Below are 13,750 nucleotides of genomic sequence, written 5' to 3'. Positions count from 1 at the left end.
CAAGAGAATGGGGGAATTAGATGCAAAATAAAGTCGTCTTACCCGACCTTCAAAAAAAGGCTTTTATTGCTGCTTCAATTGATCAAGTGTGGGAGGCTGTTGCGACTTCTAAGGGGCTTGATTCCTGGTTTATGTTAAATGACTTTGAACCTGTAGAAGGCCATAAGTTTGAATTAAACCGTGGACAATTTGGGGTCTCACCTTGCTATGTGAAAAAAGTGTCGCCACCACATCACCTTTCTTTTACATGGGGAAAAGATTGGCTTGTGACTTTTGAGTTAAAAGATTTAGAAGATTTAACAGAGTTCACCGTCACTCATTCGGGGTGGGATGCAGATAAAGTAACGGAATTTCGCTCTGCCCATACCGTCGTCCACGAAAATATGGATGTAGGTTGGAGCAATTTAATCAAAAAACTATATAAGTATCTTGAAAAAACAAGTGAAGATGTCCAATGATGAGTTTCCAAAAAGACAGCCGCTAAAAGGCTGTCTTTTTTGATTTTATTTATAATTATTGATCTCCATTGCTTGGCCCAAAAGTTCGCTATTTCCTGCTCCAACTCAATGTATTCCTTTAATAACCTTGCTGTACATTGATAAAGGGGATTTATTGAGTTATATAACCTATATCACAAAAGGTAGGAGCCCACTTTGCGAAGTGCTGGTTGAGGAAATAAGCTTGATCATCAATTATTTTCTTCGTGTATGCATCCTTCTTTCTCTCTAAGTAGAGAATCAATAGCTATGGAGGGGTCCCTTGCAATTTCACTAATCTCACATAGTGATTGGAATGCACGATCAGCTAAAAGTGGTTTTAATGAATCATTTGTTGGCGAGCTATCCAAAATAAAGCAGACGACTTCGTTCATCACTAACCTCGTTTGGAATAGGGAACCGAGTAGATTTTTGCTCTTTATCTGCGGTTTGCTAGCATTTCTTTCCCCTCTTTCTAATATAGGAATGAAGTATATAAGAAAATACCGGTATAAGGAGGCTATTTATATAAGATTAGTTGTCATACAATTAACTAAGTTTTATTAAAAAATGATGAACTTTTACCGAATTAAAACGAAAAATAAACCTCAGCTAAATATAGAGTTTGCAATGGGTTGAAGGGAGTAGTGAGCAAAAAGTTTGGACAAACATGACATTTATCATATATGAAATATGACACCTGGTACTTACAATGGTTTTTTTCCTTTTTTATAATTACATTAACAACATTACGGAAGGGGAAATTGTAATAATGAAAGATCAAAACCAAAAAGCTTTAAGGAAGCAGGTTGCCCCTTATGAAAAATCCGAATTGCAAAATAGCATACTTCAGATTATCAATACATTGGGGCCGTTTATCTTACTATGGTTTTTGGCCTATAAAAGCCTATCGATTTCTTATTTTCTCACTCTTGGAATCAGTGTCATTGCAGCGGGCTTTCTAGTCCGAACGTTTATCATTTTTCATGACTGTACCCACTATTCCTTCTTCAAAAGTCGGAAAGCCAATCGCATCCTCGGAACGATTACCGGGATTTTAACGCTATTCCCATTTGAAAAGTGGGGCCATGACCATGCGATTCACCATGCAACGAGTAGCAACCTAGACAAACGGGGTACTGGGGATTTGTGGATGCTCACAGTCGAAGAGTATTTGGAAGCCCCATTTTGGACGAAAGTCAAATATCGGATGTACCGGAATCCACTTGTTATGTTTGTCTTAGGACCTATTTATGTGTTTGGCATTGAAAACCGCTTTAATCACAAAGGCGCAAGACGTAAAGAGCGCATGAATACGTATTTTACAAATATAATGCTTGTATTGGTTATTGGTTTACTATGCTTAGCTATCGGCTGGCAGAGTTTCCTTTTAGTTCAAGGACCTATTTTTATGATTTCAGGGGCATTAGGAATATGGTTGTTCTATATTCAGCATACCTTTGAGGATTCTTACTTCGAGGAAGATGAGCATTGGGAATATGTGAAGGCAGCTGTGGAGGGAAGTTCTTTTTACAAGCTTCCGAAAGTTCTACAATGGCTAACTGGAAATATTGGATATCATCATGTCCACCATTTAAGTCCAAGAGTACCGAACTATAAACTTGAAAAGGTACATGAGAATACCGAGCCACTTCAAAATGTGCCAACGATTACCCTTGCAACTAGCTTGAGTTCCCTTAAATTCCGTCTTTGGGATGAAGAGAGCAGAAAATTTGTTGGCTTTAACCACCTTAAAAAGGTCGCGAAACGCCGTGTAAATGTCGAGGCTGAACCAGAAATCTAATAGCATAAAAACATGACGACTCTCCTTGTAAACTGCAGGAGAGTCTATTTTTTAAACCATACTCGTTCAATATGGTAAAATATAGAGAACAAGGGAAGGTATGAGGGTGCGAAATGTTTAAACAGTATTGGAACCTACTAAAAACGACTGGGATTTCTCCTTACATATGGACTATTCTCGGTATTTTGCCGTTTTATTTTATATTTTCACAATCTCATTCAACAGTGGAAAAGGTTATTGGGATTATTTTAACGTTAACATTCTTTCTAGTTTATCGTTTCGCCTTTATTTCAAAATCATGGCCGATTTATTTGTGGACTACGATTCTAATAGGTATTTCCATTGCATCAACTCTGGTCTTTAGTTATGTCTATTTCGCCTTTTTCATTGCTTACTTTATTGGACGAATACAAGGGAAAATTCCATTCTTTGTCCTGTATTTTATTCATCTAGTCACTATGTCAATCGCAATAAATTTTGAGCTCATCCTAAAAGAGGGACTCGTCTTAATGCAACTCCCCTTTGTCATTATCGTATGGATTAGCATCATTCTCTTACCACTAAGTATCCGTAATAAAATTGTTCGTGACCGGCTCGAGGAAAAACTAGAAGACGCCAATAAACGAATTGCTGAATTAGTGAAAGCGGAGGAGCGACAGCGAATTGCCCGGGATCTCCACGATACTTTAGGACAAAAACTTTCGCTTATCGGCTTAAAAAGTGATCTTGCAAGTAAATTGGTCTATAAAGATCCTGAGAAAGCTCGCGCAGAATTGAAGGATGTTCAACGTACATCGCGAACTGCCTTGAACGAGGTTCGGAAAATGGTCTCGGAAATGCGTGGAATTCGCATAAAAGAGGAACTCCATCGTGTGCAGCAAATTCTTAAAGCCGCAGAAATTGAATTCGAACTGAACGCAGAAATGCCGATAAAGAACGTCCCGCCACTTACTGAAAATATTCTCAGCATGTGCTTAAAAGAGGCCGTCACAAATGTAGTTAAGCATAGTAACGCCTCCACATGCACTGTATCCATAGAGCAAACCCAAAAAGAAATCACTCTAGAGATCAGAGATAATGGGGTGGGTGAAGTAATTGAAGACCATTTTTCAAAAGGTAGCGGTTTAAGTGGAATGAGAGAACGACTAGAGTTTGTGAATGGTAGCTTAGAAATCCAGAGCGCCAATGGAACAATTCTGATTATAAAAATACCAAGAGTGCTCAAGCAATCTCAAAAGGAGGGGGTAGAATGATTCGCATCGTAATCGCTGAAGATCAGCGAATGTTACTAGGAGCCTTGGGGTCCTTACTTAGCTTGGAGGATGATATGGAAGTAGTAGGGCAGGCGAGCAATGGGGAAGAAGCGATCGAACTAGTCAAAAAGCTTCAGCCAGATATCTGTATAATGGATATTGAAATGCCAGAAAAGACTGGACTTGAAGCGGCTGAAGAATTAAAATCGTTGGACTGTAAGGTCATTATCTTAACGACGTTTGCCCGTAGTGGTTATTTTCAGAGAGCCTTAAAAGCCGGTGTGAAAGGATATTTATTAAAGGACAGTCCTAGTGAGGAATTAGCCGACTCCATTCGCAGCGTCATTGCCGGTCGTCGGGAATATGCTCCCGAACTCATGGACGATCTTTATAGTGAGGAGAACCCTTTAACAGAAAGGGAAATGGAAGTTCTTGGCTTAGTAGCTGATGGGAAAAATACAAAGGATATTGCCTCGGAATTAACGATTACAGCTGGAACTGTTCGAAATTACATCTCTACCATTCTTGATAAACTTGAGGTCACCAACCGGATTGAAGCGATTCGTCAGTCAAAAGAAAAGGGCTGGTTTAAGTAAGAGAACACGCTACAGAATTCATAGAGTCACTTATCTAGTATAGTTGCGTAAAAGAGGCCTGCACCTTTCTCTTCATGTGGGAAAGGGTAGGCCTCTTTTATTAACTGGTTCGGTTTTGATGTACAAAATAGGAATAAACATTGCTTTTCCGTATAGTAATTCGTACAAAATTAAAAAACTATTTTTCAAGGGAATCAGAAAAGAAAAATGCTTGGAGATATATGCTCCAAGCATTTTTATCCCAAGATAAGCACCAGTTAGCGATTACCAAGTCTTCAAGAATTGCCATCAAGTATGCCACTAAATAAGGGGAGAAATTCCTCTTATTATGTAAAAAGCACGAAAAATGGAGTAAATAGGGGGAAAGATTCCCCCTATTTACTCCAGAACCATGAAAATGAACCATTTTGCTTTGCCGTAACGGGAAAAACTCCCCTTATATCCTCCGAACCTAGCCCTATTCTGAAGGTTAACGGGAAAATCTCCCCTTATTTAAACAATCAGAGGTCTCAATTAAGGATAAGAAAGGAGATCTGCTTCATTCTTCTGCCTCTCAGACCACTAGCACATCAATTAGCATGCGAATTTTCATGCCGACAAAACTTATGACACCTTGTTAAAGGGGGTTCGAAATTCAGGACGGATTTGCCATGTATTGTATTAAACCCCATATATATATCATAGCAGTTTTTTTAATATAATTGATTCAAGTGTTTTCCACGGAAGTAGGTTCTTTAAGTGGATATTCGTCTTGACTCCCTTTCCAATTGGATAACGCAAATCTGGTGTATTTTTTTGGGAAGCTACTTGCGCGACGAGACTTGCTACAGCTTCTGGGTCTCCATGATTGGGCTTCTCACTCTCAATTTGCTTTTTCAAACTCCTCATAAAAGAATAATAAGGAGATTGCTCTTTTGTATCAACCTGGTCCATGCCTGTCCATATATTCGTTTTGTATGAACCGGGTTCAATGAGCACCACATCGATACCAAAAGGCTTTACTTCTAGCCGAAGGCTTTCACTAAAACCTTCTAGCGCATGTTTTGAGGCAGTATATGGCGATAATCCCGGAAAGCCAACTCTGCCACTAATACTACTGATGTTAATGATTCTTCCACTTCCCTGACCCCGCATAAAAGGGAGGACGGCTTGAGTGACAGCAATGACGCCAAAGAAATTTGTTTCAAATTGCTCGCGATAGTCCTCAACAGAAAGTTCCTCGCAAAATCCACCCATCGCTTTTCCCGCATTATTTACGAGCACATCAATTGAAGACAATTCGGCTAATACCAATTTGAAATTTGTAATGGACTCTTTCATGGTGACATCTAGTGGTTCAACTCGAATGCGCTCCACTACATTTAGTTTCTGTGCCTCTTCTAAAAGTAAAGAAGCTTTACTGGGATCACGCATGGTAGCAATCACGTGGAATCCTTTTTTTGCTAACGCTAACACGATTAATAATCCAAAACCACTAGAAGAACCTGTTACGATTGCTGTTTTTTGAGACATAGTTTTCTCCTTTTCACACCTTTGTCCTTATTTTAATATGTATCAGATAAAACTACTATGAATTTATATAAGGAAAATAGACTGAATTTTCGTAATTATGTATAATGAGTAATTAGGAGAGAAAAAACGATGTGATAAACCTAAAGTTTGATGAAACCGTTTTCAGTCAATTAAAGGAGGAGTATGTTCATGAGTAAATCTGTATCAAATTACTGGCCAACTAATGTTCCAAGCACTTTGGAATATCGTTTAGGTAAAAAACCATTGCATGAGTACGTGAAAAACAATGCCCTGGAAATGCCTAATAAAGTAGCCTATTCGTTTTATGGAAATGAAATTACATGGAGCCAAGTAGATGAGTATGTCGACCGCTTTGCCGCTTTTTTAGCTAGTAGAGGAGTAGAAAAGGGCGATTGTATCGCGTTATTTTTACAAAACTGCCCACAATACATCATTGCCCATTATGGGATTCAGCGCTTAGGGGCTACGGTTGTCCCCTTGAACCCAATGTACAAAGAAGCCGAGCTAGAATACTTGCTCAACGAGGCTAAGGTGAAAGGCGTTATATCCGGGCAAGAATTGTACAATCAACTTCATAATGCTTCTAAAAATACATCCTCGATCGAGTTTATTGTTACGACGAATTATGCTGACTTTCTACCGATTGTTCCAACCCTACCGGTCCCTGATGAGGTTAAAGCGGAGAAACGGTATTTCGAAGATACCATTGATTTTGTAGCTTTATTAAGAGAGCATGAGCCGTTTATGGGGAAAGTAGATATCGACATAAATCATGATATAGGTCTGATGGTGTTTACGTCCGGAACAACTGGACGCCCGAAAGCAGCTATGCTTCCATTTATTAGTGCTCTATTTAAAACCGCAGCAACAGTTCAGGCGAATGAAGTCAAAGAGGATGATCTCTCACTAGCAGTTGCTCCGCTTTGTCATATTGCGGGCATGGTCATGGGTGTCAATACCCCTGTTTATAGCGGGTGTACCAGTGTTCTCTTGACAAGATTTGATCCTGCTGCAGCCATTGAAGCGATTGAAAAGTATCAGGTGACGGTTTGGTATAGTGTGGCCCCGATGAATGTAGCGATTTTACATACGCCGGGAATTGACAAAAGAAACTTAACGTCGTTGCGACGGAATATGGCCACAAGCTTTGGTATTCCGGTAACTGAGCAGTTAGCGGAGCAATGGAAAGCTTTGACGGATGGATGTCTGTTGTATGAAGCTGCTTACGGATTAAGCGAAACCCACACATGTGATACATTTATGCCAGCAGACCAGATCAAATGGGGAAGCTGCGGAATTCCAACCTTTGATACCGAGGTGAAAATAGTAAACCCTGAAACCGGCGAAGGAGTTCTGCCCGGTGAAAAAGGTGAGATTGTTATAACAAATCCTGGTGTTTTCAAAGGGTATTTAAACCGGTCCGATGCAACTGCCGAAACCTTGCGTGACGGCTGGGTTCATACAGGTGATATCGGTAGCCTAGATGAGGACGGCTACTTATATTTCCACGGCAGGTTAAAAGAAATGATTAAATGCTCCGGTTACAGTGTGTTTCCGGAGGACGTAGAAGCCTTGTTGAATGAACACCCTGCAATCTTACAAAGTGCCGCAATCGGTGTTCCGGATCCTGTCAGAGGGGAAAGCGTCAAAGCGTTTGTTGTCTTAAAGCCTGACCAAAAGGGAAGGGTCAGCGAGGCAGATATGATTGAGTGGGCAAAGGAACATATGGCGGCCTATAAATATCCAAGATTTATTGAGTTTATTGAATCTCTTCCGGCGACAAGTTCAGGCAAAGTGCTTCGAAGATTGTTAAAAGAAAAATAAAAGCCCCTAGTTTATTAGATTGGTAGGCGATGCAGATAAGTACACTTTTCCGGGACTCCTAAGTGCCACATCGATAATAGAATAATGGCCTTTTAAAGCCTGACTCTAGACACGGGATTTTTCCCGCCTAGGTCAGGATTTTTTGTTTCTCCTCCTAAAGTTGTAGATAAAGTTGCCTCTTTTTTACGAGGAAGATTATGCCAAAAACCGATAAGCTAAATACATAAGGAAAAATGGCTAAGGGGAGATACAAAATGAACTCAATGAAAAATAAAGTTGTGATGATTACAGGAGCATCCAAAGGTTTAGGGAGAGCACTAACACTTGCCTTTGCACGGGAGGGAGCATCCTTGGCGATTTGCGCGAGGACGGAAGCTCTCCTCCTCCAAGTCAAAACAGAGGTTGAAGCTTTTGGCGGAGAAGTGCTAGCCGTTACTGCTGATTTATCGCATTCACGGGATGTCGAACGGTTTGTCGCGATGGCAGAAGAAGCATACGGGAGAATCGATGTGTTGGTCAACAATGCTTCGATATTGGGGCCGAGTCCGATGCCGTTGCTGCTCGATTATCCAGCTGAGGATTATGCTGAGGTTATTCGGGTGAATGCAGTATCACCATTTTTAATGACAAGAAGAGTGCTTCCAGGAATGTTGCAACGAAACGAAGGATCCATTATTAATGTAACGTCAGAAGCTGGTCATATTGGCTATGGCGGCTGGGGAGCGTATGGAATATCCAAGTTTGCCGTTGAAGGACTCACGGAAACGTGGGCAGATGAGTTGAGCGAGACGAATATTCGCATCAACATGGTAGACCCCGGTGAAATGGATACAGAAATGCATGCTTTAGCCGTTCCGGATTGTGATTATCCATTGGCTAAACCGCAGGACGTTGTAGAAGTATTCCTTTACTTAGCATCAGAAGCCTCGGTGGGAGTTAACGGGCAGCGCTTTGAGGCTCAAGGCTTTAAGGAGGTGGCGGAAGATGACAGTAGCAAGCGCATTTGAGTTTGAGTTGCCGCAGGAATTAAATGCGACCCACCCTCCTGAAAGGCGAGGAGTAAGAAGAGATCATGTGCGGATGATGACACTGAATAAGGAGACCGGGAATGTTAAACATAAACGATTCAACGAACTTCCAGATTGCCTACTCCCAGGAGACCTAGTGATTTTAAATAATAGCCGAACCTTACCAGCAATTTTAAGGGCAAGTTTAAAAAGAAATGAAATGATTTTATCGGCGATGATTGAAGTTCGATTGGCGAGAAGAATCGATGACGCGAGGTGGGAAGCATTAATTGTTGCCGGTTCAAGCAAGCTAGGCGATATTCTTGAGTTTTCACCGGAACTAAATGCTGTCGTGACCAACGAAAACAGTGATACACCCCTCAAAACGATTCTGTTTTCTCAAAAAGGATTCGAGCTTTTGAATATCATTTATTCGCTCGGAGAACCGGTGCGCTATGAATATATTGATGAGCCATGGGATTTGGACTATTACCAAACCGTCTTCGCTAGCCAACCCGGTTCGGTAAAAATGCCGTCGGCAGGAAGAGCCTTCAGTTGGGAGCTATTATTCAAGCTACAACAAAAGGGCATCCAGCTTGATTATATCCAACTTCATACCGGATTAAGCTATCTGCTTGATGATAAGTATGTCCATTCTCCTGAAGATAATTACGAAGAGTATTCCGTCTCAGCCATGACCATGGATCGGATTCAACAGACAAAAGCTACTGGGGGGAGAGTGATTGCCGTGGGTACAACCGTTGTCCGAGCATTGGAGTCTGCGGCCAAAACAGGGGTACTTTCTGGATGGACGAATTTATATATTCACCGTGAATTTTCCTTAAAATTGGTAGATGGGATTATCACAGGATTTCACGAACCAAAAGCAAGTCATCTTGATATGCTCACTGCCTTTGTAAAAGAGGATACACTGTTTTCAGCTTATCATCAGGCTCTCGAGCAGAAGTATTTCTGGCATGAATTTGGTGATATGAATTTGATTCTATAGGGGAGATTTAAATGGAAATTCACCATTATTCCTTAGAGGTAAGAAATCTGAAAGCTAGCATCGCTTTCTATCAAACCCATCTAGGCTTTCAAATCGAGCAAACCTTGGAATTCATGGGGGAGGAAATCGTTTTTCTAACCTTAGGGGAGTGTAGACTCGAATTGATCTCGAACCAAGCTAAAGCGTACGATGGCAATAGCCGCGGGGGCCATCTATGTTTTGTGGCAGCCGATTTAACCAAGGTAATGAAGGACATTCCCATACTTGAAGGGCCATACCAACTTGAGAATGGCTGGAGAACTTTATTTTGTGAAGGACCTGATCATGAGGTCATTGAATTTCTGCAAATCAATCCCGGTAAATAGAAACTCAAAAAGCTGCCAATCCTATTTGTTAGTAGGAAGTCAGCTTTTTTTGCTGTGAGCATTGTTGGTTTTTAATACCGTTGATTTGACCGGAAATCAACACACTTGCTTAACACAACCTTGCCTTTATTCATAATAAAATCTTGAAACAACTTGAATCTACTTTTTAAGACCATCTATTATAAAGGAAGGAAAGCATGAATCGTCGAAAGGATGAATGGAATGGATAAAAAGCTACCACCCGGTCAATTTGAAACGGAAAAGTGGCCAATTCTTCACGTTGGAGACATCTATCAGTTTAATGAGCAAACATGGGACTTTCAGCTGTTTGGCGATGTAAAGGACATGGTTACGCTAACCTACAAAGAATTCATGCAATTACCGAAAACGGTTCAGACGGTCAATATGCATTGTGTGACAACCTGGTCCAAATTCGGGACAACTTTTGAGGGAATTGCTCTTCGTGACCTAGTGAAGTTGGTTGAACTAGAGGAGGATGTAAAGTACGTTCAAATCTACGGCTACTATGAAGGCGATCGGTTTGGTTATAGTGCTAATTTGCCACTAGAAGCCCTACAAGGTGAGGATTCCTTATTTGTCTATCGATGGAAGGATGACCACCATGATTGGCAAGACCTCGATCCAAAACATGGATTTCCGGTTCGCTTCATTCCACCTGAGAGCTTCTATTTGTGGAAAGGAACGAAATGGGCTTCAGGTATTCGCTTCATGAAAGAGGATGAAGCCGGATTTTGGGAAGAAATGGGCTACTCGATGACCGCCAATCCCTTTAAAGAAGAGCGTTACCGATAGTTACTCTAAAAAAGATACTGGCAATAGGAAAGTGAGGCCTTGGTTCTTCATCCATTCTCACATTCCTATTGTTTTGTTTTTTGCACACTTCAAAACCCCTCGTCTATAATAATCTTGGCTTTTATATTCGAAACTCCAAACCTAACACTCGAACAGAATATTTCTTTCTATTTTCATCATTATCCTTATTCTGTTTATATACCTCTTTAATGACTATATTTTTCTCTAACTTAGTTTTTTTAGCATGCATCATATATTCTAATTCAAATAAATTCAGATCCATTCTAATCTCCTCCTTGTTCTAGGCTAAGTATATTTTGTTTGGAAGAAAAATCCATTAAGCGAAAGGATGATTCTCACTACGCCTGTGGGAGGATATTTATCCTTTGCTCTTCTACATCCAAAGTCTTAGATGAGACTCCATCATTTTTGTGAAGTCGTTACCCAATGAACGCGGTATAATGATAAAAGAATCCTTAATATGGAGGGGTCTGGATGTCTAGGTATAACGAGATTGCGATTTTAAAAGAAATTGCTGAACTATTAAATGAAGGAACAGACATGAAGGTCGTTCTATCAGAGGTATTAACGAAGCTGCTAAATGTCACTGGACTACATACTGGCTGGATCTTTTTGATTGATGAAAGAGGAAATCATCAGCTGGTTGCTCATGAATCACTGCCACCAGCCTTAACGAGTAACAATCATCACCGCATGTGCCAAGGGGATTGCTGGTGTGTGAATCGGTACCACAAACGCAAACTAACCAAGGCTTCGAATATCATTGAATGCAAACGAATTGAAGACGCAGTCGCTGAAAAAGCCGGAAAAACATGTGACTTAACCCACCACGCCACTGTTCCATTGGGGGCAGGGGACGAACGATTTGGACTATTAAACGTCGGTTCTCCTAATAAGGCACATTTCCAACCAGAGGAACTCGCGTTACTAGAGGCAATTGCTTTCCAAATTGGCACGTCACTAAAACGAATCAAATTAACCCAGCGAGAACAAGAGACGGCGCTAATTGCCGAACGAAATCGTCTAGCAAGGGATTTGCATGATTCCGTTAACCAATTGTTATTTTCACTTAGCTTAACCGCACGAGCAGGAGTAGAAATGTCCGAGGAAAAAGAAGTCAAACAAACGTTTAGCTATCTTCAGGATTTAGCTCAAGAGGCCCTCGGTGAAATGAAGGCGTTAATCTGGCAAATGCGTCCACAGGGTTTGGAGAACGGAATTATCAGTTCCTTAACCGGTTATGCTGACATGCTTGGTCTAGCGGTTGATATAAAGCTAAACGGGGTCGTTTGCTTATCGGGGAGGGTGGAGGAAGCATTATGGCGTATTGGACAGGAAGCCCTCGCCAATTGTAAAAAACATGCTCAGACATCAGAGGTTGCGCTAATGTTTCACTTCAGCAAAGAATCCGTTTTAATGATCATCGAGGATAAAGGCTGTGGCTTCAACTATGATCCCAATCTTGAAATCCCTTCATTAGGCTTAAAAAATATGAAAGCTCGCACAGAAGCTTTGGATGGTAGCTTCTGTTTAACAAGTGCTCCAGGGAGTGGCACAAAGATTGAAATACATATTCCAATATAGGAGGGAGATACAATGGGGATACGCGTATTGATTGCCGACGATCACCATGTAGTGAGAAGGGGGCTGGTCTTTTTCCTTCGTACTCAACAGAATTTAGAAGTGATAGGCGAGGCAGGGAACGGCAAGGAAGCGGTTCAACTTGCAAAATCACTAAAACCAGATGTTATTCTAATGGACCTGGTGATGCCAGAAATGGACGGAATAGAAGCGACAAAACTCATTAAAGAGCATCATCCGGAGATGAAAATCATCATTTTGACGAGTTTTTCGGATCAGGATCATGTCATTCCTGCGCTTGAAGCTGGTGCTTCAGGTTATCAATTGAAAGACATTCAACCCGACGATCTTGTCAGCGCAATTAAAAAGGTGATGGAGGGTGAAAATCTACTTCACCCAAAGGCAACCTCCCATTTGCTCGCGAATCTGTCTACAAAGGGCAATCAGGATAAAAAACGATTTGAAGAGTTAACGAAACGAGAGTTAGAGGTTTTGCGTGAGATTGCCAAGGGAAGAAGCAATAAAGAAATCGCGTCTGCCTTGTTTATTACTGAGAAAACGGTCAAAACCCATGTCTCAAATCTCTTGGCCAAGCTAGAAGTTGCTGATCGTACCCAGGCCGCCCTCTATGCCGTGAAAAATAAATTAGTAGAGTAAGGTGTAACCTCCTAAACTTGCTATATCAAGTCATGTGATAAAATAGCTAACGGGCTCTTAAGTTTTCTTTAAGGAGTGCAACAACAATGAGAAAGTATCTATTTGTGTTGGTGATCTTCATTTCTTTGATCATAACAGGGTGTTCTTCTAATGCTACAGATGGGCTTACAGCGAAGGTTCTCTCGGTAACGGATGGGGACACGATTAAGGTAAAACTAAAAGATGGCAGTGAAGAAAGAGTCCGGATGACGCTAATAGATACTCCGGAGACGAAGCATCCAAGGCTTGGAGTTCAGCCATTTGGAAAAGAAGCTTCAGAATTTACAACCTCCAAGTTGACAGGCAAGGAGGTCGTTCTTGAAATGGATGTTGAAGAGCGAGATCAATACGGTCGCTTGCTAGCGTATGTTTGGTTAGGTGACACGCTTTTTAATGAATTATTAATTGAAAAAGGCTATGCAAGAGTAGCTGTTTTTCCACCGAACACAAAGTACGTCGATCAATTCAACAGCGTTCAGAAAAAAGCGCAAGCAGCCGGAGTAGGTATCTGGAGCATCGAAAACTATGCCCAAGAAGACGGCTATAACACAGGAACTACCGAGAAAGAAGAATTGACATCGCCAGGAAATTCCGAATGTAAGGGCCAGATAAAAGGAAATACAAATTCAAAGATCTATCATTTACCGAGCGGTGCACATTATGATGCCGTTAATGAGCATAATATTGTTTGGTTCTGCAGTGAAGGTGAAGCTGAAGCGGCAGGGTATCGACCTGCAAAAAGATAAAAAATTTGAGGATATTGCAAAAAACT

Annotated in this window: 14 protein-coding genes; 12 read left to right on the top strand and 2 right to left on the bottom strand. The window is 41.1% G+C overall.

Annotation, left to right across the window (positions count from 1 at the left end; translation table 11 throughout):
* Window positions 1–20 precede the first annotated feature (20 nt).
* The 4 genes from BMX30_RS01640 to BMX30_RS01620 all read left to right on the top strand — a co-directional run bounded on the left by BMX30_RS01640 (window position 21) and on the right by BMX30_RS01620 (window position 4,129).
* A complete protein-coding gene (locus tag BMX30_RS01640) occupies window positions 21–458 on the top strand; it encodes an SRPBCC family protein (protein ID WP_090740538.1) in 438 nt (145 codons plus the stop codon).
* 790 nt (window positions 459–1,248) lie between these two features.
* On the top strand, window positions 1,249–2,280 hold the full coding sequence (desA, locus tag BMX30_RS01630) for a Delta(5) desaturase DesA (RefSeq protein ID WP_090740534.1): 1,032 nt from the start codon (window positions 1,249–1,251) through the stop codon (window positions 2,278–2,280).
* Between the two features lie 113 nt (window positions 2,281–2,393).
* Entirely contained in the window at window positions 2,394–3,533 is a 1,140-nt protein-coding gene (locus BMX30_RS01625) for a sensor histidine kinase (protein WP_090740533.1), read from the top strand.
* Window positions 3,530–4,129, top strand: a complete 600-nt coding sequence (locus BMX30_RS01620; protein ID WP_090740531.1) for a response regulator transcription factor — start codon at window positions 3,530–3,532, stop codon at window positions 4,127–4,129. Before BMX30_RS01625 ends, BMX30_RS01620 begins: the two co-directional genes overlap by 4 nt.
* A gap of 678 nt (window positions 4,130–4,807) precedes the next feature.
* Here BMX30_RS01620 and BMX30_RS01615 read toward each other — a convergent pair.
* Window positions 4,808–5,641 carry an oxidoreductase gene (locus BMX30_RS01615; protein ID WP_090740529.1) on the bottom strand — a complete coding sequence of 278 codons (834 nt, stop codon included), beginning with the start codon at window positions 5,639–5,641 and terminating at the stop codon, window positions 4,808–4,810.
* 189 nt (window positions 5,642–5,830) lie between these two features.
* On the opposite strand from BMX30_RS01615, the gene BMX30_RS01610 reads away from it, so the two are divergent.
* The 5 genes from BMX30_RS01610 to BMX30_RS01590 all read left to right on the top strand — a co-directional run bounded on the left by BMX30_RS01610 (window position 5,831) and on the right by BMX30_RS01590 (window position 10,680).
* Complete coding sequence (locus BMX30_RS01610) at window positions 5,831–7,486, top strand: AMP-binding protein (RefSeq protein ID WP_090740527.1); 1,656 nt, start codon at window positions 5,831–5,833, stop codon at window positions 7,484–7,486.
* A gap of 263 nt (window positions 7,487–7,749) precedes the next feature.
* A complete protein-coding gene (locus tag BMX30_RS01605) occupies window positions 7,750–8,493 on the top strand; it encodes an SDR family NAD(P)-dependent oxidoreductase (RefSeq protein ID WP_090740881.1) in 744 nt (247 codons plus the stop codon).
* Window positions 8,471–9,502, top strand: coding sequence for an S-adenosylmethionine:tRNA ribosyltransferase-isomerase (locus BMX30_RS01600; RefSeq protein ID WP_090740525.1), 1,032 nt, complete (start codon window positions 8,471–8,473; stop codon window positions 9,500–9,502). The genes BMX30_RS01605 and BMX30_RS01600 overlap by 23 nt, the downstream gene beginning before the upstream one ends.
* Window positions 9,503–9,513: 11 nt before the next feature.
* Window positions 9,514–9,867 carry a VOC family protein gene (locus BMX30_RS01595; protein WP_090740523.1) on the top strand — a complete coding sequence of 118 codons (354 nt, stop codon included), beginning with the start codon at window positions 9,514–9,516 and terminating at the stop codon, window positions 9,865–9,867.
* A gap of 222 nt (window positions 9,868–10,089) precedes the next feature.
* Window positions 10,090–10,680, top strand: coding sequence for a molybdopterin-dependent oxidoreductase (locus tag BMX30_RS01590; RefSeq protein ID WP_090740521.1), 591 nt, complete (start codon window positions 10,090–10,092; stop codon window positions 10,678–10,680).
* A 121-nt stretch (window positions 10,681–10,801) separates the two neighbouring features.
* Here the strand turns inward: BMX30_RS01590 and BMX30_RS23350 are convergent, their stop codons facing one another.
* Window positions 10,802–10,963, bottom strand: coding sequence for a hypothetical protein (locus BMX30_RS23350; RefSeq protein WP_170843761.1), 162 nt, complete (start codon window positions 10,961–10,963; stop codon window positions 10,802–10,804).
* A 212-nt stretch (window positions 10,964–11,175) separates the two neighbouring features.
* On the opposite strand from BMX30_RS23350, the gene BMX30_RS01585 reads away from it, so the two are divergent.
* The 3 genes from BMX30_RS01585 to BMX30_RS01575 all read left to right on the top strand — a co-directional run bounded on the left by BMX30_RS01585 (window position 11,176) and on the right by BMX30_RS01575 (window position 13,724).
* Window positions 11,176–12,285, top strand: a complete 1,110-nt coding sequence (locus BMX30_RS01585) for a GAF domain-containing sensor histidine kinase (protein ID WP_090740519.1) — start codon at window positions 11,176–11,178, stop codon at window positions 12,283–12,285.
* Between the two features lie 12 nt (window positions 12,286–12,297).
* On the top strand, window positions 12,298–12,939 hold the full coding sequence (locus tag BMX30_RS01580) for a response regulator (RefSeq protein ID WP_090740517.1): 642 nt from the start codon (window positions 12,298–12,300) through the stop codon (window positions 12,937–12,939).
* Between the two features lie 86 nt (window positions 12,940–13,025).
* On the top strand, window positions 13,026–13,724 hold the full coding sequence (locus BMX30_RS01575; RefSeq protein WP_090740515.1) for a thermonuclease family protein: 699 nt from the start codon (window positions 13,026–13,028) through the stop codon (window positions 13,722–13,724).
* Window positions 13,725–13,750: the final 26 nt, after the last annotated feature.

The organism is Mesobacillus persicus (assembly GCF_900109925.1).
In the GTDB taxonomy this organism is placed as follows: Bacteria; Bacillota; Bacilli; order Bacillales; family Cytobacillaceae; genus Mesobacillus_B; species Mesobacillus_B persicus.
The sequence above is the reverse complement of the archived record's forward strand: the minus strand, read 5'-3'. Positions and strand labels throughout refer to the sequence as shown.

Excerpts from the sequence above, each read along its gene's own strand:
- BMX30_RS01590 (WP_090740521.1), top strand. The coding sequence starts at position 10,090 with ATGGATAAAAAGCTACCACCCGGTCAATTTGAAACGGAAAAGTGGCCA.
- BMX30_RS23350 (WP_170843761.1), bottom strand. The coding sequence starts at position 10,963 with ATGGATCTGAATTTATTTGAATTAGAATATATGATGCATGCTAAAAAA.
- BMX30_RS01605 (WP_090740881.1), top strand. The coding sequence starts at position 7,750 with ATGAAAAATAAAGTTGTGATGATTACAGGAGCATCCAAAGGTTTAGGG.
- BMX30_RS01610 (WP_090740527.1), top strand. The coding sequence starts at position 5,831 with ATGAGTAAATCTGTATCAAATTACTGGCCAACTAATGTTCCAAGCACT.
- BMX30_RS01625 (WP_090740533.1), top strand. The coding sequence starts at position 2,394 with ATGTTTAAACAGTATTGGAACCTACTAAAAACGACTGGGATTTCTCCT.
- BMX30_RS01600 (WP_090740525.1), top strand. The coding sequence starts at position 8,471 with ATGACAGTAGCAAGCGCATTTGAGTTTGAGTTGCCGCAGGAATTAAAT.
- BMX30_RS01595 (WP_090740523.1), top strand. The coding sequence starts at position 9,514 with ATGGAAATTCACCATTATTCCTTAGAGGTAAGAAATCTGAAAGCTAGC.
- BMX30_RS01585 (WP_090740519.1), top strand. The coding sequence starts at position 11,176 with ATGTCTAGGTATAACGAGATTGCGATTTTAAAAGAAATTGCTGAACTA.
- desA (WP_090740534.1), top strand. The coding sequence starts at position 1,249 with ATGAAAGATCAAAACCAAAAAGCTTTAAGGAAGCAGGTTGCCCCTTAT.
- BMX30_RS01575 (WP_090740515.1), top strand. The coding sequence starts at position 13,026 with ATGAGAAAGTATCTATTTGTGTTGGTGATCTTCATTTCTTTGATCATA.
- BMX30_RS01580 (WP_090740517.1), top strand. The coding sequence starts at position 12,298 with ATGGGGATACGCGTATTGATTGCCGACGATCACCATGTAGTGAGAAGG.
- BMX30_RS01615 (WP_090740529.1), bottom strand. The coding sequence starts at position 5,641 with ATGTCTCAAAAAACAGCAATCGTAACAGGTTCTTCTAGTGGTTTTGGA.
- BMX30_RS01640 (WP_090740538.1), top strand. The coding sequence starts at position 21 with ATGCAAAATAAAGTCGTCTTACCCGACCTTCAAAAAAAGGCTTTTATT.
- BMX30_RS01620 (WP_090740531.1), top strand. The coding sequence starts at position 3,530 with ATGATTCGCATCGTAATCGCTGAAGATCAGCGAATGTTACTAGGAGCC.